Here is a 20,816-nt window from a genome sequence, read left to right on the forward strand (position 1 = left end):
GTTGGCTTACTCGGAGGTGGTCAAGGCATGCGGCATGCCCTGGCGTTGGGATGTGCCGGTTGCACCGGCTTGTGCCACTTGGGCTTGCGGAACGGGGTGACGCAGCAGGAAGTAAGACAGGGCCGGAATCAGGATCAGCGCGCCGAGCATGTTCCACAGGAACATGAAGGTCAGCAGGATGCCCATGTCGGCCTGGAACTTGATCGGCGACCAGACCCAGCACACAACGCCCGCCGCCAGAGTGATGCCCACTAGGCCCACCACCCGACCGGTAAACGACACGGCGTTGCGGTAAGCCTGACTCAGCGGCAGGCCCTGGCGCTGGTAATGCAACTGCACGCTGAGCAGGTACAAGGCGTAGTCCACGCCGATGCCCACGCCGAGGGCGATCACCGGCAGGGTCGCGACTTTCACGCCGATACCCATGGCCACCATCAAGGCTTCGCAGAGGATCGAGGTCAGCACCAGCGGTAACAGCGCCACCAGCGTGGCGCGCCAGCTGCGGAAGGTGATCAGGCAGAACAGCGTCACCGCCGCATACACGTAAAGCAGCATGGTGCGGTTGGCTTCGCGCACCACGATGTTGGTTGCGGCTTCAATACCAGCAGTACCGGCGGCGAGCAGGAACTGGCGATCCGTGGTGCTGTTTTCCTTGGCGAACTTGTCGGCAATCGCCACCACCGCGTCCAGCGTCTCGGCCTTGTGGTCCTTGAGGAAGGTGATCACCGGCATCAGCGAACAGTCGGTGTTGAACAGCTCCGGCGAGTTGACCGAGGCTTGCTGGGCGGCGTAGTTGAGCACGTCCTGGTTGCGCTGGATGCTGTTGAGCTTGGGGTTGCCTTCATAAGTACCGGCGGTGATCTGGCGTACCGCGTTGACCAAGGACGCTGTTGCCTGCACGCCCGGATACTGCTGCAGCTCCCAGGCCAGGCGATCGGCGAGCACCAGGGTCTTGTAGTTCAGGCAGCCTTCCGGCGTGGTCTTGATCATCACCGCGAACAGGTCGCTGGACAGTGCGTAGTGGCTGGTGATGTAGGCGTTGTCACGGTTATAGCGCGAGTCGGCACGCAACTCCGGAGCCCCGCTGTCCAGGTCGCCGATCTTCAGGTTCAGGCTGACCATGTAGCCGCCGATGCCCATCAACACCGCGACCACTACTGCGCCTGTGGCCCACTTGGCGGTGGTGAAGCGATCGAGCGCGTCCCACAGTTTGCCAAAGCCTTTGTGCTTCTCTGCGCGGTTGTCGATTTTCAGCGCACGCTCGGCGGCCTTGGCGCCGACGCCGACGTAGGACAGCGCCACCGGCATCAGCAACAGCGAAGTAAAAATCAGCACCGCGACGCCGATACTGGCGGTGATCGCCAAGTCCTGGATCACCGGGATGTCGATCAGCATCAACACCGCAAAACCCACCGCGTCAGCGAGCAACGCGGTGACCCCGGCAATGAACAGACGGCGGAAGGTGTAGCGCGCGGCAATCAGTTTGTGGGTGCCACGGGCGATGTCCTGCATGATGCCGTTCATCTTCTGCGCGGCATGGGACACGCCGATGGCGAAGATCAAAAACGGCACCAGCACCGAGTACGGATCGATGGCGTAGCCAAGCCAGGCGACAATGCCCAGTTGCCAGACCACCGCGATCAGCGAGCAGCCGACAACCAGCAGGGTGCTGCGCACGCAACGGGTGTAGGCGTAGATGATGATCAGCGAAGTGACCACGGCCAGGCCGAAGAACATCATCACCTGGATCAGGCCGTCGATCAGGTCGCCCATGAGTTTGGCGAAGCCGATCACCCGCACCTTGTAATGGCCGGTGCCTTCGACCCCGGATTTACGCGCAGCGCTGTCGCCGGTGTATTCGATCTTGTCGCGCAACTGCTCTTCGAGCATCTGCGAGAAGGCGTGGTAGTTGATGCGTTGGCCACCGGCGGCGGCTTTGTCCATCAGCGGCACGATCAGCATGGTCGACTTGAAATCGCTGGCCACCAGGCTGTCGACAAGGCCAGCGCGGGAGATGTTCTGGCGCAGTTGTTCGATCTGTTCCGGCTGGCCCGAATAGGTGTCGGGCATTACCGGGCCACCCTGGAAACCATCCTCGGTGACTTCGGTCCAGCGCACGGCCGGGCTCCACAGCGATTTCATCCACGCGCGGTCGACGCCTTCGGTGAGGAACAACTGGTCGTTGACCTGCTTGAGCACGTCGAGGTATTCCGGGTCGAAAATATCGCCCTGGGTGTTCTCGACCACCACCCGCACCGAGTTGCCCAACCCGCGCAGCGACTGTCGGTTTTCCAGGAAGTTCTGGATGTACGGCTGGCTCTGCGGAATCATTTTTTCGAAGCTGGGACGCAACTCCAGGCGAGTCACTGCCATGTAGGCCAGGACCATGGTGGTCAGCGCCATCAGCAACATGAACAACGGGCGGAAATTGAACACCAGTCGTTCGAGGAAGTTGCCGGACTGCTGATCAAAATCGCGCAGTTCGCGGATCACCGGCATGGCGTCTTGTTTGATATTGCCCATGTCTGGGTTCTCGCTCTTAGGGTTCGAGGGCTGGATCGACGGCCAGCGTCTGGGCGCCACGGCTGCCCGCTACCACCAGCGCGCCAGTGGCGGACTGGGTGGCACCGGCGACCGGGGTACGTGCCGGTTGCTGCACCAGATGCAATTGCGCGCCAGTGCCCTGGCTGACCAGCATCTGTCCGCCCTGGGTGAACAGGCGGTAATTGCCACGGGCATCGATGAGGCCGGCGGTGATGCTGACGTGCAAGCCGGTATTCAACGCGGTCCAGTTCTGGCCGCCGTCGGTGCTGCGCAGCACGTTGCCGCGCAAGCCGTAGACCAGCACTTCGCCAGGCTTACCAACCACGCCGAAGAAGCTGCCCTGATAAGGCGTCGGCACGGCGGCGAAGCGTTGGGCGTTGTCATCCCATTTGAGCAGCAGACCTTGCTCGCCGGCGATGTACAAAGCATCACCGGTCGAGGCGATGGCATTGAGGTGGAAGCCTTGCGGGTTGTCGGTGCGATCCTGGAACGGGGTCCAGGTCTGGCCACCGTCTTCGGTGCGCAGGATCAGATTGAACACACCGACCACATAGCCGACCTTGTCATTGGCGAACCAGACGTCGAGCAGCGGTTTGTCCGCGCCCTGTTCGACTAGGCGCTGGCCTTCGGCGACCAGCAGCGGCCATTGTCCGTTGCCCGGTTCGGCACTGGCCAACGCCGTGTAATGCTTGACCAGCAAATCGCCGATCTGGCGGCCGTCGAGCTGCTTTTTCCAGGTCACGCCAGCGTCGCTTGTGTGCAGCACCACGCCGTCATTGCCCACCGCCCAGCCTTGGCTGTCAGTCGGAAAACTCACGACGGTGAGGTCGGCACTGACCGGCACGGCGGCCTGTTGCCAGTGCTGGCCGGAATCATCGGAAAACAGGATGTGGCCGCGTTGACCAACAGCGATCACCCGCTCACCGGCGCGGGCCATGCCGGACAGCGGGCTGTTGATGGCCAAGGCGCTGACCCTGGCGGGCAGGTCCAGCACATCGATGTACTCAGCGGCGTGGGTAACGCCCTGCGACAGGCCGAGCACAACGCCGAACGCCAGCTGCAAAATATTATTTTTATACGAACACATACTGCGTCCTCTTCGGAAAACCGCGTCGGGACACACATCCGTGTGCCAAACGTTCAAACCAGGCACCCGCTCGGTCCCGCTACATTGTGAGCAGCGGGCCGTGCGGGGGCTTTATTGCGGCTGGCTTAGCGAATACCGGCACCGGCCAGCGATTCCGAAGACCACTGGGCCTTGGAGAGCGGCTCGATGTACTTGATGCCGCCGTAAGGGCCGACTACGCCGTTGATGTTGTAAGAACCACCGACCAAGTCATAGATCATGAAAGGTGTGGAGTCCGGCACCTGCTTGTCGTAGCTCTGGCTCAAGAAGGCGAAGGAACCGCGATAGAGCTGACCACGGGCGTCATATTGATCCGAGGCCAAAGCGGTCCAGCTGTCTTCGTCGAGGTAGAAGCGGCGCTTCTGGTAGATGTGACGAGCACCGGCCTTGAGGTTGCCTTCGACGACCCAGACGCGGTGTTTTTCCCAGCGTACAAAGTCGGGTGCCAGGTGATTAGCAGTGGTCAGCGACTTCGGATCCTGAGCGTAGGTCAGCTTGTAGGTGTTGTAGGGCACGATCATTTCCTGCTTGCCCACCAGCTTCCAGTCGTAGCGATCCAGCGCACCGTTGAACACGAACACGTCATCGTAGGTACCCGCGCCAGCGGTCCCCGGGTTAGGCGTGTCGTAGGCCAGATTCGGAGCCAGTTTCACCCGGCGCTGACCTGGCAGGTATTGCCAGGCGCGACGTGGCTGCTGCAACGGGTTGGCGGCGTCCTTGAGCATCACCGCCTCGCCGGCCCGGCGCGCAGGGCCGGTGTACGACAACTTCATCTGGTAGTAGACGTCGGCGCTGTTGATGGGCTGCGCGAGGTTTTCGTAGATCGGGTAGGAAATGAACACCTGTCCGGTGGTCGCCAGACTTGGCACGCCGGCAGAGTCGACGTTCCACGAGTCGTACTTGGAGTTGATGCTCACGCCCTGATAACGCAACAGGAAATTCCACATCGCTTCATTGCCCGATTGCGGAATCGGGAACGGTACACCCGGCAGCACGTTGTCAATGGCCAGGCCACCTTCCAGGGACTTGGCGCCGCTGGCGTTCTTCACGCCGTTATCCAGAATGGCTTGAGGCAGCGAAACGGTGCGGTGAGTCGGGAACACGTCGACACGGAAAGTCGGGAAACGCTTGACCAGTTCCACCGTGGTGGCAGTGAGCAAGCCCTTGTACTGATCGACGTTCTTGCCGTCGATCACCAGCAAGGGTTTTTCACTGGCAAACGGATCCGGGCGCATGCTGTCACCGGATTTGAAACTGGCCGGCGGCGTGGTCAGGCCACCGTTGTAGGCCGGAATGGAACCATCAGCGTTCCCGGCTTTTTCGGCGCCCACCAGGGTCAGGCTGGTGCCGAGTTTGGCAGCGTCCTGGGTTGAAACAGCGGCCTGTACCTGGGCGGCAAGGATCATGGCCAGCGAAGCGGCCAACATGGTTTTCACGAATTTCATCTTGTTATTCTCCTGCTTGCATTGAGCAAATCAGTGGTGAATCAAAAAGTGGTTTTCATCGTCAGGTAAACGGCGCCACGGTCCTCAGTCGTTGCACCACCACCAGAAAAGGCTGAGTAGCCACCGGCGTAGCAGGCGTAGTTTTCGTTGCCGCTGAAGGCGTTCGGCGCAGCGCCGTCACCTCCGTTGGGGCCGGTACTCACACCACTGACATTGCACTTGTCGGTTTGGCCGAAAGAGTCCACGTACTTCAGGTCGATGAAGTATTTGTTGTACACAACAGCACCCACGCCCACGGCATAGTTGCCGGTGTCCTTGGCACCGCCACCGGAGACCGGCGACACACCGTCGAGACCGACGTTGATGGACATCGGCGCGTTGAGATCGACACCCGGGAATACCTGGTACCAGGTCGGTGTGAAGTTGACCGCGATACCCCAGGTGTCACGGGTCGGCGCGTCGATACCGCGATAGCTGCTCTTGCCTTTGTAGAGCGCCTCGTTTTCGCTATCGAGCTTGAGCAGGTTGCTGTAGTACAACTCGGCAAGCACAGTCGCCTGATCGAACACCGGCGTTTTCGGCAGGGTCATCAGACCGTTGAGCGTCCAGTGCAGGGTGTCACCGGTGGCGCTCATGCTGTCGCCACGGCTCGGGGTGTCATAGACCACACCGGTGGCGTCCGTACGCGCTGGCAGCAGGCCAAGCCCTTGACCTAGGCCCAGCGGGCTGCGGGTACTGACGATTGCCGGGATACTAGCCAGCGGCATGTTGTGCCGAACGTTCAGGTCCGAACCCACGCTCACTCCGCCTATGTCCTTGGACAAGCTCAGGCCAAAGATCTTGATGTTGTCGGCATAAGCCATTTGATAGGTGGCGGTGTCCAGCGAATTGAGGGTATTGATTACCGCAGGCACTTGCCCCGCCGGACGGCTGCCGTTGGGGTTGGCCGAAGTAATGCCCCGGGTGTCCAGCCAGGCTTGCGGCAGGATTTCCGAAGTTTCGCGGTAGTAAACGCCGAGGGTGCCATCCAGCCAGGCCGGCGACCACTTGGCCATGACGCCCCAGTCGCCGCTGTCATGGGGCGTCAGGTCCTTGCCACGACGCACATTGGTCAAGGCGTTGCACGGCGCCAGGCCACAACCCAGCGGGCTGCCCGGTACCACGGCGTTGGTGTTGCCCAACAGGAACGATTGCGCGCCGAAGCCAACCAGGTCGGAACCACCGTAATAGGTGCCCGCTTCCGGCAGGCGCGCGGCATCCCAATTCAGGAAATACTGGGCACCCACTGTCAGCTCGGGATTGACGGTGAACGACATCGACAACTGGTTGCGCGGGACGAACAGCTCCTTGGCTTCGGTACCCGGCGACGCGGCCAGCTTGGCCAGGTCGAGGCCGGACTGGCCGTAGCTGACCGAGTGCACCGGGTTGAGAATGGTCTCGCCCCAGAACACGTTGTGCTGACCGGCCTTGACGCTGAGCATCGACTCCTCGCCCACTTCGGTGCTGTAGAACACGAAGGCATCGAGGATTTCGCCCGAAGGACCGCTGTAGTAGCGCTGGGCATAGTTGCTCAGGTGCGAGCTGCCAAAGCCGACGTTGTCGTTGGTGACGCCGGCCAGGCGCGGGTCGTTGGCGACCAGACCGGAGCGTGCATCGTTGCCGTTGACGAATGGGTTGGAATTGGAGCCGGTGTTGTCATAGGCCTTGTCGTACCAGCTGGCGGCGCTGACGCGAAAGCCCATGGCGTTCTTGTAGACCACGTCCATTTCGGTCAACAGGTCGATACGGTTGGTGATGTTGGTGCCGGCCTTGCGAAAGTTGTAGTCGCCGTCGTTGTTGTTCGGCGTTCCCAACATGCGTTTGTCGGCGCTTTCGGTGCGCACACCGTAGTTGTACTTTACGGTGTTATCCAGACGCGCGGTCCAGTCCGGATTACCCAAATCGAGCTCGACCCCATGGGCCACCGGTACGGTTGCCGCGAGAATGGCCGAGGCCAGTAGACTGCGACGCAGGGTGAAGGGATGACTATGTTTCATATGGTTAGCTCCATTTCTTATTATTGTTGGGGATGCTTGGACCGACGGAATCCCATCCTCGGCCTTGATGAGCAGGAACTGACTGGTCAACTCCAGAGATGGCTTTCGTCGAACCTGACACCTGCCGCCGCAAAGCAGGAGAAATGGACGTAGCAACCTGACATTCGAACAGTTAATTAAACCGCTCGGTCAAGATGGGCGGCCTCGACACCAGCTTCGTGGATAGCTATTGGTGTCGAGGGCCCGTTTTGCCTTAGTGGAAGGCAGTGAGATCCTGTGGTTGGATATCGTTCGCCTCGCAGTGATCGAGGTAGCGCTGAAGCGCGGTTTTCCAGTTCTCGATAGCAATGACCTTGTCGTTCTCATCGACGAAGATGAGGTCTCCGCTCACGATCACCAGTGTCAGCATGTATTCACCACCTTCAGTGCTGACTACCTCCGGTTGGTGAGTGGATGCGGCGGTCTCGTAGACAATGCTGCCCGGCCCCGCGATCCAGTCGTGCTCTTTGTACTTCCACTGGCCTTCCAGGGTGTACACGATGACGGTGCCGGAGTGATGGTGCCTCGGCAGCTCCATGTCGATGGGCGCCTTCATCAAAACGATGATCTCGCCGCGGATGGGGTCGAGCTTGAAATACTTCAGGAAGACGTTATCTGCATAAGGGGTGAAAGGAACCCAAGGCAGCGATTCGCCGTGCATAACGGCAGTTTCAACTTGTTGAAAAAGCATGACTATCTCCATTGCTATTGTTTTTACCAGAAGCTGACCGCTCGACTTGACCGGCGATGTACGCGCACGACAGATCCAGCGCGAGGCGCAGACTTCTGGAATTGGGTGGATCAGATAAGAGGGTACCGGTCAACGTCGCGCGGAGCATCTTGCGCGGCGCATTGCCATAGTCGGCCACTGCATAGTGTTGAACCTGCAGGTTGTCCCACATGGCAACCGTGTTGGTTCGCCACTTCAGGCGTACCTGGTATTCCGGAATTGCGGCTTGAGAGGCCAGGTAGTTCATCAGGTGATGAGCCTCCGGCATGAAGTCCTGGCCGTATCGCGCGTCCTCGAAGTTGTAGAAATTCGAGAAATGGGTCGTGAACGCGGAGTTGACAAACAGAACCTTTTCGCCCGTTTCAGGATGGATGAGCACAACCGGATGCTCAACGGAGGGGGTCTTCGCGGCCATCGCATGACGCTCTTCGAGCGGCAATTGGGCACCAAAGGTCTGCTCGGCACTGTGCTTTGCATACAATCCATCGATCCGTTGCTTGATGCTTTCGGGCAGCTTTTCGTAAGCCATCACCATGTTGGACCACATGGTGTCCCCGCCGGTCTCCGGACCCATTTCTAAACGCAATACGGCTCCGCGGGGTGGCGCCTTCTTGAAGGTGACATCGGCATGCCAGAAGTTTTCACGACTGATTTTCTCGACGAGGTTAGGCTTGCTCGGATCGATATTGCGGTACAGCATCAACAGCTTGTCTGCCTCCGGATGGCTCGGAGCAATCGGATGGGCTTCCAGTTCGCCAAATTGCGCTGCGAAATTCTGCTGCTCCATCGCGGTGATGTTTTGGTCGCGAAAGAACAGCACTTTGTGCTTGAGCCATAGTGCCCGGATCTCTGCGATCAGTTCCGGGTCCTGGGCAGCGTCGGCCAGGCTGATGTTGCTGAGCTCGGCGCCGATGTTAGGCGTGCAAAGCTCGACCTTGAACGAATGTTGACGAACCGAAGGGCGGATGATCGCCGGTGCCACGGGCATGGATTGCGGAGAACTGCCTTGAAAAGCTGTTGTTTTTATCATTGAAATCTCCAGTCTCTGGATGTACGCCGGCATGCAATCGCATACCCGGCAAATCAGACAGGATCAAAGCGAGCCAATGGCACCGCTTCGGACCCTTGGAGAGATGCTAGGGATTACCGTCGTCGCGCCCTTTGCAAGACAGGACAACATATTTTCCTTTTGGGACAGCGAATGCGGCGGGGTATCCGCCTTCGTCAATGCTTCCCGGGAGGGGGCGGTGTCATAAGGGAGGCCCCAGCTGCCCCCCGCTCACGATGTTGCATGGCCCACTCTGAAGGGGACATGCCGAACTGGCAACGGAACCAGCGAGAGAAGTCGGCGCCCGATGAAAAACCCACCAAGTCGGCGATTTCGTAGAGCTTGCGCTTGCTAGTCATCAGGTACTCTTCAGCGAGTTCGACGCGCACTGCATTGATCACCGAAAGTACACTCTCGCCGACTTCCGCCAAGCGCCGATTAAGCGTGCGGCGATGCATCCCCAAGTGCTGGGCGACGCGCTCTACCGAACAGGTTCCGGTGGGCAGCAGGATCCTGATGACCTGGCGCGCCCGATCCAGAGGTTGATCCCCCAGGTCCTCCAGTTGCATGTCCAGCCAGCGCTTTACTTCGCGATTGAACTTGGGTGTGGCCGCGACAATCGGCAAGTCCACGTCGCGGGCTCGGCAGACGACGGCGTTGAACTCCTGCGCAAAATCGATTGTCGTTCCAAGCACTCGGCGATGGACGTCCAGCCTGGCTGGCCGGTCATGGCTGAAACAGATGGTCACCGGTTTGAAAGCATCGTGCGCCAGCGCCCGATAGGATCGAACAATAATGCCTGTGGACATTTCGACCGCCTGGCGCAAAAGACCCGGGTGCTTCAGCTTTATATCCACATGTAAAAGCAACAGGTCTCCGGCGTCCTCCAGGCGCAATTGCACCCCGGCATTATGAAGCTGCATATAACGCACGGACGACTCCATCGCAGCGCGCAGGGTGGGTTCCTCGCGCATCATCAGGGCAAGCATGCCTAGGTCGGCCAAGTCTCGGCGTTCCGCCATCAGCAGGCCGAACGCTTCCTGGCCGGAAAGGCGTGCCGACTCTTCCAACAACCAGCAGACCGAATCACTGCTGACCAGCAGATTCGGATCGTCAAGCACACGGAGTGGCAATTTAGCCTGCCGCAACATCCGGAAAGGATCCAGCCCCACTGCTTGGGCGATGGACTCGTAGCTGGCCAAACTGGCACTGCGAATCAGGTTGGACATGCGGCCACCCTCTGTCCCATTTGGATAAATTGGTGTCCTGAATAGACAAACTCAACCAACCCTATCTCGTCAAGCTCAAACCATACAAACAACAATATGACGAGTACTGCGATGAATCTGGAACATATCCACGACCTGTCCCTGCGGGACGTAGACGCTCCGCACACGTTCGCCCACAACTTCATCAACACCAACGGCATCCGGATGCACTACGTCGAGGAAGGCCAGGGGCCTTTGGTCATCCTACTGCATGGATTCCCCTACCTCTGGTACATGTGGCGACGACAGATTCCGGCCTTGGCGTCTGCTGGTTACCGAGTGGTCGTTCCTGACCTAAGAGGTTTCGGCATGTCCGACAGTCCCGCTGCTGTCGAGGACTACGACATGAGCCAAGCGGTGGGTGACATCGTCGGTCTGATGCAGGCCTTGGGCGAAACCTCCGCAATCGTCGTCGGTCACGATCTCGGAGCCTGGGTAGCCCAAGCCTGTGCCATGCTGCGTCCGGAACTGTTTCGCGCACTGGTCATGCTTAACACGCCGGTGCCGCCGCGCGGCAAGATCCGACCCACAGACGGCCTGCGGGCGATGGCCAAGGGCAAGGGCTACCACCACCTGTACTTCCAGCAGCTGGAAAAGCCAGACCGTGAACTGGCCGCCGACACGCGCAAGACCTTGCGCAGCATCTACTACTCGATCTCGGGCGATGCGGTCGGTGCCGAGCGCTGGCGCCTGTTCATCGAGCCGGATGAGCCCATCCTCAATGCCTTCACCGATCCGGTTGCGTTCCCCGCCTGGTTGAGCCCGGAAGCGATCGACTACTACGTGGATGAGTACACCCGCGCTGGCTTCACCGGCCCCCTGAACTACTACCGCTGCCGTGACCGTAACTGGGAGATTTCTGCCTTTCTCGATGGCGCGGTGGTACGCCAGCCCAGCATGTTCATCGGTGGCGCCAATGACCCATCCCTCGAGCCGCCGGAGGTTCGCGGGCTGTATGAGCAGCTCGACGATTACCTGGTCGGACTGCGCAAGAAGGTACTGCTTCCCGGTGTGGGCCACAGCGCGGCGGAAGAAAAGCCAGAGCAGATCAACGCGTTGCTTCTCGAGTTCTTCGAACAACTGGACAACAACTAAGTCGCTCCCGCGTTGGCTATGCGCCAAGGTATTTCACATGAACAATAATAAGAAGGTGTCCAACATGAATGGACTGATGCAGCAGCAGTCGCTGCTTATCTCGACGCTCCTCACCCATGCCGAGCGCCATCATGGCGACCAGGAGGTCGTCTCCCGCCGCGTCGAAGGTGATATCCACCGACAAACCTATCGCGACCTCGGGCAGCGCGCGCGCCGCCTGGCCAATGCACTCACTTCGCTCGGCGTCAGCTTTGGTGACCGCGTCGCCACGCTTGCCTGGAATGGCTACCGCCACATGGAGCTGTACTATGCCGTATCCGGCTCGGGTGCCGTGCTCCACACGCTGAACCCACGCTTGCATGCCGACCAGGTGAAATGGATCGCCAACCACGCCGAGGACAGCGCTCTCTTCTTCGATCTCACCTTCCTGCCGCTGGTCGAATCCATCGCTGGCGAAGTCTCGACCATCACCCGCTTCGTTCTCATGACGGACCGAGCGCATATGCCGGCGATTACCTCGATCCCCGATCTGCTTTGCTACGAAGATTTGATCGAAATGCACGTCGATGACTTCGTATGGCCAACCTTCGATGAGAACAGCGCATCGTCGCTGTGCTACACCTCCGGTACCACTGGCAATCCCAAGGGCGTGCTCTACAGCCACCGCTCGACGCTTCTGCACACTTATGCCGCCGCCCTCCCCGATGCCTTGAACTGCTCGGAGCGTGACATCATCTTGCCAGTGGTGCCGATGTTCCATGTCAACGCCTGGGGTCTGCCGTACATGGCCTGCATGGTCGGGGCCAAGCTTGTATTCCCCGGCCCATTGCTCGATGGCAAATCGCTCTACGAGTTGTTCGAGGCAGAGAAAGTCACCCTGTCCGCCGGCGTGCCCACCGTCTGGCAAGGCCTGCTTGCCCATGTCGAAGCAACCGGCAATACATTCTCGACCATGCGCCGCACGGTAATCGGCGGCTCGGCCTGCCCCCGGCCATGATGGCGGCCTTCCAAGACCGCTACGACGTACAGGTGCTGCATGTTTGGGGCATGACCGAGCTGAGCCCGCTCGGGACCGTGTGCACCCCCAAGGCCAGGCACCTCGCCATGGATAGCGCCGAACGCCGCGCCCTGCAGACCAAACAGGGCCGGGTCGTGTACGGCGTCGATATGAAGATCGTCGGCGAGGATGGCAAGGAACTTCCCCGTGACGGCAAAACCTCGGGCGAACTGATGGTTCGCGGCCCCTGGATCATCTCCTCTTACTTCAAGAGCGACGGTGGTGATCCCCTGGTGGACGGCTGGTTCCCGACAGGCGATGTCTCGACCATCGATACCGACGGCTTCATGAAGATCACTGACCGCAGCAAGGATGTCATCAAGTCCGGAGGTGAGTGGATCGGCTCCATTGATCTGGAAAACATCGCCATGGCTCATCCGGAAGTTGCGATGGCCGCGTGTATTGCGGCCCACCATCCGAAATGGGATGAACGCCCGCTGCTAATCGTGACCCGTAAGCCCGGCAGCGAACTTTCGCGCAACGAATTGCTTGGCTTCTATGAAGGCAAGATCGCCAGATGGTGGGCTCCGGATGATGTTGTGTTCGTTGACAGCATCCCGCTCGGCGCGACCGGCAAGATGCTGAAGAACAAACTTCGTGAGAGGTTCCAGGACTACCGACTGCCCACCGCCTAAGGGCCGGCCTTCCTCAACGCTCGGGCGAGTAGCAACACGTTCCCATGCTTGCCCGAGCCGCACGCAGGTCAAGGCCCCGGTTCACGAGTTCGATCAGGACCGTGCAAATAACAACAAGAAGCGCAGATTCAAGGAAACGCCATGACTGTTCACCACGCCCATGCAGACAAGATCGAAACTTCGACCGTCAGCGCGCCCCGGCTGTATGCCTGGGTCGTCTTCGCACTGAGTTTTGGCCTGCTGATTTCCGATTACATGTCGCGACAAGTGCTCAATGCAATCTTTCCGCTGCTCAAATCCGAGTGGACCCTGAGCGACGCCCAACTCGGCCTGCTGAGCGGAATCGTCGCCCTGATGGTGGGCCTGTTGGCCGTACCCTTGTCAATGATGGCCGACCGCTGGGGGAGGGTCCGCAGCTTGGTGCTGATGGCCGCGCTTTGGAGCCTGGCTACACTGAGCTGCGGCCTTGCGCAAAATTACGAGCACATGTTCCTCGCCAGGTTATTGGTTGGTATCGGCGAGGCAGCCTATGGCAGCGTCGGCGTCGCTGTGGTGCTTTCGGTTTTCCCTAAGCACATGCGTGCGACTCTCATCAGCGCCTTCATGGCTGGCGGCATGTTTGGCTCAGTACTGGGCATGGCACTGGGTGGCCTCATCGCCGAGCACCTGGGCTGGCGTTCTGCCTTCGTCGTCATGGCGACATTCGGCCTGGCGCTCGCCGTCATCTATCCACTGGTTGTGAAGGAGGCGCGCCTTGGCAACTGCAATCAGGTCGCTGGCCAATCCGCCGAGTCAGGCGGCAAGAGCCCGCTGCGCACGCTGTACTCTAGTCGTTCGGTAATCAGCGCCTATGTCGGCAGCGGCCTGCAGATGTTCATCGGAGGCTCGTTGATAGTCTGGTTGCCAAGCTACCTGAATCGTTATTACCACATGGGTACCGATCAGGCTGGCATGATCTCCGCCCTACTGATCCTGACCGGTGGCGCCGGCATGATCCTCTGCGGCATCCTCAGCGACCGCCTGTGCCGCAAAGCTCCCGAGCGCAAGATTTCCCTGGCCATCGCCTACTGCCTGATCACCAGCATATTGCTGTCAGTGGCCATGCTGTTGCCCCCCGGCGTGGCGCAACTGGTGGTCATCGCTCTGGCCATGTTGGTGGTCACAGGCACGTCCGGCCCAGCCGGCGCCATGGTCGCCAACTTGACCCACCCCTCGGTGCACGGCACAGCCTTCGCTACGTTGTCTCTGGCCAATAACCTGCTTGGCCAGGCGCCCGGCCCCTATATCACGGGCTTGCTGGCCGACAATTTTGGCCTCGATCGCGCCTTCCAGTTGATCCCGCTGATCAGCGTCGCCGCAGCCCTCGTGTTCTTCTACGGCAAACGCCACTACCAACGCGATATCCAGAAACGGGTGCCGACAGTCGCAGGTGCGACGCCAGCCGGGAGGATGTCATGAACGCCCCAATCAAGCCGCCCATGACACAACCACTGCCTTGCGTCCAAGAGAGTCTTGCATGAGTTCCATAACCATCGCCTCGCTGGGGGTTCGCAGCCAATTGCTGATTCCCGGTTTTATCGTCAGCGCCATGGTCGCCGCAGCGGCCACGTTCCTCTCCGAGCACTACGGTGCGCCCGTGATGCTCTTCGCATTGCTACTCGGCATGGCGATGAATTTTCTATCCGGTGACGGGGTGTGCAAGCCGGGCATCGAGTTCACGGCCCGCGAGATCCTCCGGGTCGGTGTTGCGCTGCTCGGCATCCGCATTACGCTGGAGCAGATCGTTGCCCTCGGCTGGCAGCCGGTGGTGATGGTAGTGATGTCGGTCGTGGTGACTATCCTGGTGTCCATCGTCGCGGCCCGCGCCATGGGCTTCAACACCTTGTTCGGCCTCCTTACCGGAGGCGCCACCGCGATTTGCGGCGCGTCGGCGGCCCTTGCCTTGGCCGCAGCGCTGCCCGGTCATGCGAAGAAGGAGCAGGCGACGCTGTTCACGGTTATAGGCGTTTCGGCGTTGTCCACCGTGGCAATGATCCTTTACCCGATGATTGCCCAGTTTTTCAACCTGACCCCGCTCCATGCCGGCTTTTTCCTCGGCGGAACCATTCACGACGTCGCCCAGGTGGTTGGCGCCGGCTACAGCATGTCCCATGAGACTGGCGACAGCGCCACGGTTGTGAAACTGATGCGCGTGGCAATGTTGCTACCAGTAATTCTGTGTGCGGCCATGATCACCCGCGCCCGCGGGGCCGAACCTGGCAGCAAGCGGCCACCGCTGCTGCCTTGGTTCGCGGTGGGATTCGTAATCCTTGCCGCAGCCAACAGCACCGGGTTCATTCCACAGGTGGTTCAGGACGCCGGCAACAGCCTGTCACGTTGGTGCCTGGTGATAGCCATCAGCGCACTAGGCATAAAGACGCAGCTCAAGGAGCTGGCCTCGGTGGGGATCAAACCCATTCTATTGATGATAGGAGAGACCGTATTCCTTGGCGCACTGGTGCTAGCAATGCTGCACTGGGCCATGTAAACCGAACCCTGCGGGGTTATCGACGCTCTCGTCAAACAGAGCCTTTTGCCGCGTCGGAGTTGTACCAGCTGCTCCGTTCCGCGGCATTTTTTACATCGAAATTTTCTTGCTCCGGCTTTCCCTACCGTGAGCAACTATTACAAACGCTTGAGTAGTCGGCTCGGTTACCGCTTGCATGGAAGAAACATGACGCCATAACGCTGTGTCAGAGGTGTTTTTCTCCAGACGCAGCAGAGCCGTCTCGCCTTCTTACGAATGGCCAATAGCCGACGTTCGCAGTAGGTTCATCCTTGTAAGGAAAGTCTTAAAACGTCAGCATAAATCTACAGACATTCTCAAGTGGCGCCGAGCACCAGCGCGCTGCTGGGCAATCTGGTGAATGACCGCGGCTTCATGCCTTACGGAGTGAATGCAGCCATCTGGGGGTTCATCCGCAGAACCAGGACTGGCTCTGGTTTATGGCTAATAGACGACATAACCGCTTTGGATCAACTCACCGCCGTCGTCATCAAACGGGTCAAAAGCCCACAGGACAGCTCCCGACCTAAGACATTTCAGTCAAGATTCCACCAAGAGCCAGTCGTTTTGTAGGGGTAAAAATAGACAAAAACAAAAAGGGGTCGCGAGATAAAATCTCGCAACCCCTTGAATTATATGGTCGGGACGGAGTGATTCGAACACTCGACCCCTAGCACCCCATGCTGGGGGCTGTAGCGACCTAACCACTTGTTTTATAAAGATAATAGCCATTTTCCAGGGTTGCAAAACATCCGTTTTTTTGTGCTTATGCAAACGGTAAACCGGGGCGTTCAGCGGAGGTTTTGCGCAAATGCGGGGCCGCCGTCACCCTCCAGAGTTTCTGGGCAGTGTGGTACGTTTACGGGTCATATAAACCCGATCAGGATCGATCCATGTTGAAGGACAAGGTTAAGCTCAACCCAGGCGAAGAGCTGAAGCTCGATAGCTCTCGTACCAAAGGCTTCATGGGAGAAGAGGATATCGACGAATATTCCGTCGTAGACCCTGAAGGGAACATCGTTGGGAAGGTGACGTACACCAATCACATGGCAGTGAAAGGTTTCAAGGTGACCAAAACGGTTCTCCAGGTTGATAACGCTGGGAAGGTGATTGTCGACGTGCGCTGGTAGTTCGAACTGATCGTGTCGGGCCGATCCTTGGCGATTGCCCGGCATGCAAGCCCACCACCATGTCAAGGTGACCTCGAAACCTCTGCAAGCAATTGATCCGTAAAGAAAAATAGGTGATTTACAGGAGGTACAAAACAGCTTCTTCACCCTATAAGAATCAATAATTTAGCGTTGTATATTCCTACAGTAGTCCCCCTTCCCTGGCGTTCTGCCGAATTAGAACAAATCCACCCTTGCAGCGAGTCAAAATCAAGCCTGATATGTACCACCACGCCTCCTTACCTAGACCTACGTGGGGTTTGGCGGACCTGATGACACTCGAATATCAGACTGACACTTCAACAATTTTGTGTAGCTCTCAGCTTCACATGTAGACAATAGCTACACAGCTGGATTATGATTGATTCCACGGGTCGCCTACAGATAGACCCTGCTACTGAGTAGCTAAAGGCCATGAGGGCCCACCTAAGAGGAAGTACTTATGAAATATCTAATCAGCGCAAACACGACGAAATGAGTCTAAGGAGGTAAATCACCAACATCACCACTCAAGACCAGGAACAAGACCATGACCAGTTCTTCTCTATTGCATGCGGAATCCGTTGCAGCAGAAAAAACCAAACCCGTCCCGATCAACATGCGGGTGGATTTTAAAAAACGAGACTTGATCGATGTGGCCGCAGCCATGTCTGGAAGCGATCGGACCAGCTTTATTCTAGATGCTGCTTGCAAAAAAGCAGAGGAAGTCATTCTGGATCAACGCCTGTTCGTCCTTGCAGACGATGACTTTGACGCGTTCGAAAAAGCCTTACAAAGCAAACCCGTAAGGAGTAACAAATGGCTACAACAAAGGCTAACCCGTCCATCTCGGTGGAGCTGAGCGCTCCGGTAAAGATGAACGAAAACCACGACCTGGATACCTTCGATTGTGGCGAAGACTCAATCACCGAGTACCTGAAAAAAAAGGCGTTGAAGGCCCAGATGGCCAAAACTGCCACAGTCGTAGTCACTTGCATCAAGGGCACTGAAACCGTCGTTGGCTACTACACGCTATCGGCTGGCTCTATTCTTCGGGCAAACGTTGTACCAAAAAAAGCGCAACGTAATTCTCCAGATCAGCACCCGGTTACAGTCCTGGGGCGTATGGGAGTTTGTAAGTCGCTCCAAGGTACGGGCCTGTCATACGACCTGCTTGAAGACGCAATCCACCGCGCGCTTGCAGCCTCCGAAGAGATCGCATCGACCGCTCTCGTAGTCCACCCATTGAACGAACGTTTGGTGAAGTTCTATGAGAAAGCTGAGTTTATCCGGTGTCCACAACTGTCTCCGATTTCGATGATGCTTCCATTCACTTAATCAATGATGGACATCAAACTGGCCGCATCTACTGCGGCCGGTTAGGGCATTCCACTCCGCCCCTCTCTGGCGTTCTGCCGACCTAACACAATCAAGCCTCCCTGCAATACCAAGACTGCGCATACAGAACACCATCGACCTCTTCCAGCCCACTCAACGTGAAACCGAGCGTTGCCATGCTGGTCAGGCGAGCATCAAGAAGCGGCCGAATCGGGGGCGCATCACCCGGCCAGGCACCATGCCGCAGAGACGCGGTGCTGGACGTTCTTTTGAGGATGTCAGACGGCGCACTGGAGAAAATGATATCGCCCTTCACCGGTTCGGCGCTGGCGATATCCCTTTGCGCTCTGGCGACGCCTCGCTCTCTCATGGGCACAATCAGGAACCGCATTGCTTGCTCTATACTGGATAAAAATACAGTATCTGCAATCAACATGGTGAGTTTCAACGACTCACTGATCGACGGTCATCGACTCAACTCCCTGGCGTAAGCTTGGCACGCGGCAAGCGCGATCAGTCCTTGATCACCGGCGTCGGTAATGGCGACAATTCGTTGAGCATGCGCAGGGTCAAGTCGGGCGCGCGCTCCTCCATGAACCATGCCGCCGGCTGTGGCATCGGCTGGCACTGAGCAGCCACCACCTGAATCCTCGGCAAGGAGGACTGACAGCCGCAGATCAGAAGTGGCAAGGCGATCGCGTAGGCGAGCCTGGTTGGTTTGAGCATCGATCAGTTCCTTGTAGTGGGTTTGTTCGTTGGCTGACAGGCGCTGTTCGAGTGCGAGGCGCTTGCCCTGCTCGGCTTCCAGCCCGGCCAATAGCGCTTCGACGCGGTGCTGTGCTGCCTCGGCGGACTCACGCGCCCGATCGGCGAGTGTCTTGCCATAGCGCCAGTCTTGAATCGTCCACGCGCTGCCGGCGGCGGCGCCGGCGATCAACAGCAGTACCAGGGCGACGAGCCAAGGGCGCACGGCCGCCGGAATCAGATCGAGGACTGACATAGCACCGCCTTGGCCTTGGCCCACAGCTCACGCCGATCGTCGCGGCCGTTGTCGCCGCCGTTGATGACGCGACTGATGCGATCGAACAGACCGGCGTCGGCCAGTTCATTCAAGCCGCGATCCCACCAGAACCACGCGGCCGACAGCGCGGCGTATTCCGGCTGTTCCAGCAGCTCGGGCTGCTCGATCAACGGCAAGTCCAGCGCCTGACCGCACAGGCGGTACATGTCGCGGCCGGTTATGCCGATCAATCCGCGCCCCCGATAGCGGTAGCCATCCCCCGAGGCCTCGGGACCATTGCCCATCCGACCGCCATAGACGCGGCTGGCCATCTTTTCCGAGTTGCGCAGATAGCCTTTGGCGTCCTCGACTTCGGCCGGATCTACGCGCCCGTTGCGGTTCAGGTCAAAGCCATACTTGAACAGCCGCGCGACCCGCTCGGGGTCTTTGTAATAGAGGCTTTCCGACAGCTTGGTCAGTTGCTGCGACTCGTGCCCGCACTGCGCGATAAACGCCGCCTGCCGCACCGGCGAGGTGATACGGAATCGCGCCATGGCCGGGCCGAGCGCGGACACAAAAACGCCCGCGACGGGGCGGGCGTTGGGGAGGATTTGCAGCAACTGCTGCTGAGTGAGCGACATACAAACTCCAGACATGAAAAAGCCGCACAAGGCGGCGGATGGGATGCGCCTGCGCGCTATTTGAGGCTGACGACCTTGACCGGCGCGGCCTCCTTTTTCTTCTTCTTGCCCTTGGCGTTGGCCTTGCCTTTCTTGCCGCCATTGCATTCAACGACGGTCGACCAGCCGGCTTGGGTGAAGGTCTGCTCCACCGATTCGGCCAGATAGTCGCCATCGAGGCCGACTTTGAAGCCCTGGGCAATGATCGGTCTTTCGGCAAACAGGTCTGTACGGCCGGGCATTTCCAGGCGCACGCCGGCGGTGGAACGGTTGAACGCCGCCAAGCGCGCCTTGGCCGCTGCTTCGGCCGCCGTCTTGTTCGGGTGAATGTGCCGATCGGTATGCACCGCCGGCAGGCCGTCCGGAGCGTCGTCGTTCTCCAGCGACACCACGGCGAGCTGGCCGGTCTTCTTGTCCTGATGCTTGGCCCCGACCGCCTTGTGTGAATCGCGGTCTTCAAAGTTGAACTGCCAGCGGCTGACGTCGCTTTTCGTGATGACGATCGGCGCGAAGGCCTTGCCGCTCGCGGACTGACCACCCTGACGCGGCATCACCAGCAACTTGCCGTCGGCGACCTTCGCCGTGCAGTCGTACTGTTTGGCCAGGCGCGTGATGAAATTGAAGTCGGATTCATTGAGCTGATCGGCCCGCGCCACCTTGGTGTTGACCGGGCACACTGGCGTCCAGCCATTGCGCGCGGCGACGTCGGCCACGATCTTCGACAGCGGCACGTCTTCCCAGCTCCCGCTACGGGTGGTCTTGCCACTGCCGCGCATGTCGCTGGCCTTGCCCTTGATCACGATGGTGTCCGGCGGGCCGGACACTGCGACCCCGTCAACCACGTAGCGGCCCACCCGCGCCAGCGACGTCTCAAGGTAGCCCAGATAGACCTCGATCCCCACGCCCTTGCGCGGCAACGTCACCAGCCCGTCGCGGTCGTCAATGCGCAGCTCGAATTCGTCGGACTCCATGCCGACTTTGTCGGTGGTACTCAATTGAATCAACCGGTCATTCAATAGCGCCGTGATGTCGTTGCCGTCGGCAACAATACGGAATCGGGGGGTCATGGATTTTTTCCAAAA

The 20,816-nt window shown here is 59.1% G+C and carries 18 protein-coding genes and 1 pseudogene; 8 read left to right on the plus strand and 11 right to left on the minus strand.

The features are described 5' to 3' along the window. Positions 1 to 6 precede the first annotated feature (6 nt). From AB4O41_RS05520 to AB4O41_RS05550, 7 genes are all read right to left on the minus strand, one after another. On the minus strand, positions 7 to 2,523 hold the full coding sequence (locus AB4O41_RS05520; protein WP_460146614.1) for an efflux RND transporter permease subunit: 2,517 nt from the start codon (positions 2,521 to 2,523) through the stop codon (positions 7 to 9). Positions 2,524 to 2,539: 16 nt separating this feature from the next. Beyond that, positions 2,540 to 3,631 carry a WD40/YVTN/BNR-like repeat-containing protein gene (locus AB4O41_RS05525; RefSeq protein ID WP_460146615.1) on the minus strand — a complete coding sequence of 364 codons (1,092 nt, stop codon included), beginning with the start codon at positions 3,629 to 3,631 and terminating at the stop codon, positions 2,540 to 2,542. Between the two features lie 125 nt (positions 3,632 to 3,756). Next, entirely contained in the window at positions 3,757 to 5,115 is a 1,359-nt protein-coding gene (locus AB4O41_RS05530) for a DUF1329 domain-containing protein (protein WP_460146616.1), read from the minus strand. Positions 5,116 to 5,156: 41 nt separating this feature from the next. Then, the gene (locus tag AB4O41_RS05535) at positions 5,157 to 7,151 is read right to left on the minus strand and encodes a DUF1302 domain-containing protein (protein WP_460146617.1); all 1,995 of its coding nucleotides are present in this window, start codon (positions 7,149 to 7,151) and stop codon (positions 5,157 to 5,159) included. Positions 7,152 to 7,404: 253 nt separating this feature from the next. After that, on the minus strand, positions 7,405 to 7,881 hold the full coding sequence (locus tag AB4O41_RS05540) for a 2,4'-dihydroxyacetophenone dioxygenase family protein (RefSeq protein ID WP_223516303.1): 477 nt from the start codon (positions 7,879 to 7,881) through the stop codon (positions 7,405 to 7,407). After that, entirely contained in the window at positions 7,862 to 8,908 is a 1,047-nt protein-coding gene (locus AB4O41_RS05545; RefSeq protein WP_460148293.1) for a TauD/TfdA dioxygenase family protein, read from the minus strand. Before AB4O41_RS05545 ends, AB4O41_RS05540 begins: the two co-directional genes overlap by 20 nt. Positions 8,909 to 9,144: 236 nt before the next feature. Then, positions 9,145 to 10,197 carry an AraC family transcriptional regulator gene (locus AB4O41_RS05550; protein WP_460146618.1) on the minus strand — a complete coding sequence of 351 codons (1,053 nt, stop codon included), beginning with the start codon at positions 10,195 to 10,197 and terminating at the stop codon, positions 9,145 to 9,147. A 111-nt stretch (positions 10,198 to 10,308) separates the two neighbouring features. Between AB4O41_RS05550 and AB4O41_RS05555 the strand changes: the two genes are divergently transcribed. The 8 genes and pseudogenes from AB4O41_RS05555 to AB4O41_RS05590 all read left to right on the plus strand — a co-directional run bounded on the left by AB4O41_RS05555 (position 10,309) and on the right by AB4O41_RS05590 (position 18,054). Then, on the plus strand, positions 10,309 to 11,331 hold the full coding sequence (locus AB4O41_RS05555) for an alpha/beta fold hydrolase (protein WP_460146619.1): 1,023 nt from the start codon (positions 10,309 to 10,311) through the stop codon (positions 11,329 to 11,331). A 76-nt stretch (positions 11,332 to 11,407) separates the two neighbouring features. Beyond that, positions 11,408 to 12,537: pseudogene (locus AB4O41_RS05560) on the plus strand (AMP-binding protein); the annotation flags it as partial. 240 nt (positions 12,538 to 12,777) lie between these two features. Continuing rightward, positions 12,778 to 13,023, plus strand: coding sequence for an AMP-binding enzyme (locus AB4O41_RS05565; RefSeq protein WP_460148294.1), 246 nt, complete (start codon positions 12,778 to 12,780; stop codon positions 13,021 to 13,023). Between the two features lie 141 nt (positions 13,024 to 13,164). Next, positions 13,165 to 14,481 (plus strand): MFS transporter, encoded by a 1,317-nt coding sequence (locus AB4O41_RS05570; RefSeq protein WP_460146620.1) that lies wholly within the window; start codon positions 13,165 to 13,167, stop codon positions 14,479 to 14,481. Between the two features lie 58 nt (positions 14,482 to 14,539). Next, positions 14,540 to 15,550 carry a YeiH family protein gene (locus tag AB4O41_RS05575; RefSeq protein ID WP_460146621.1) on the plus strand — a complete coding sequence of 337 codons (1,011 nt, stop codon included), beginning with the start codon at positions 14,540 to 14,542 and terminating at the stop codon, positions 15,548 to 15,550. 911 nt (positions 15,551 to 16,461) lie between these two features. After that, positions 16,462 to 16,698 carry a hypothetical protein gene (locus tag AB4O41_RS05580; protein WP_460146622.1) on the plus strand — a complete coding sequence of 79 codons (237 nt, stop codon included), beginning with the start codon at positions 16,462 to 16,464 and terminating at the stop codon, positions 16,696 to 16,698. Positions 16,699 to 17,266: 568 nt separating this feature from the next. Then, positions 17,267 to 17,578, plus strand: coding sequence for a type II toxin-antitoxin system TacA family antitoxin (locus tag AB4O41_RS05585; protein WP_460146623.1), 312 nt, complete (start codon positions 17,267 to 17,269; stop codon positions 17,576 to 17,578). Further along, positions 17,536 to 18,054 (plus strand): GNAT family N-acetyltransferase, encoded by a 519-nt coding sequence (locus AB4O41_RS05590; RefSeq protein WP_460146624.1) that lies wholly within the window; start codon positions 17,536 to 17,538, stop codon positions 18,052 to 18,054. Before AB4O41_RS05585 ends, AB4O41_RS05590 begins: the two co-directional genes overlap by 43 nt. Before the next feature lie 91 nt (positions 18,055 to 18,145). Here the strand turns inward: AB4O41_RS05590 and AB4O41_RS05595 are convergent, their stop codons facing one another. From AB4O41_RS05595 to AB4O41_RS05610, 4 genes are read right to left on the minus strand one after another with little or no spacing between them, the layout of a single operon-like run. Then, a complete protein-coding gene (locus AB4O41_RS05595) occupies positions 18,146 to 18,490 on the minus strand; it encodes a hypothetical protein (RefSeq protein ID WP_460146625.1) in 345 nt (114 codons plus the stop codon). Positions 18,491 to 18,520: 30 nt separating this feature from the next. Continuing rightward, a complete protein-coding gene (locus AB4O41_RS05600; RefSeq protein WP_460146626.1) occupies positions 18,521 to 19,054 on the minus strand; it encodes a lysis protein in 534 nt (177 codons plus the stop codon). Continuing rightward, the gene (locus tag AB4O41_RS05605) at positions 19,036 to 19,695 is read right to left on the minus strand and encodes a glycoside hydrolase family 19 protein (protein ID WP_460146627.1); all 660 of its coding nucleotides are present in this window, start codon (positions 19,693 to 19,695) and stop codon (positions 19,036 to 19,038) included. The genes AB4O41_RS05600 and AB4O41_RS05605 overlap by 19 nt, the downstream gene beginning before the upstream one ends. A gap of 56 nt (positions 19,696 to 19,751) precedes the next feature. Further along, on the minus strand, positions 19,752 to 20,801 hold the full coding sequence (locus AB4O41_RS05610; RefSeq protein WP_460146628.1) for a phage late control D family protein: 1,050 nt from the start codon (positions 20,799 to 20,801) through the stop codon (positions 19,752 to 19,754). Between the last annotated feature and the right edge of the window lie 15 nt (positions 20,802 to 20,816).

The sequence above is a fragment of the Pseudomonas sp. S2_A02 genome (assembly GCF_054668495.1).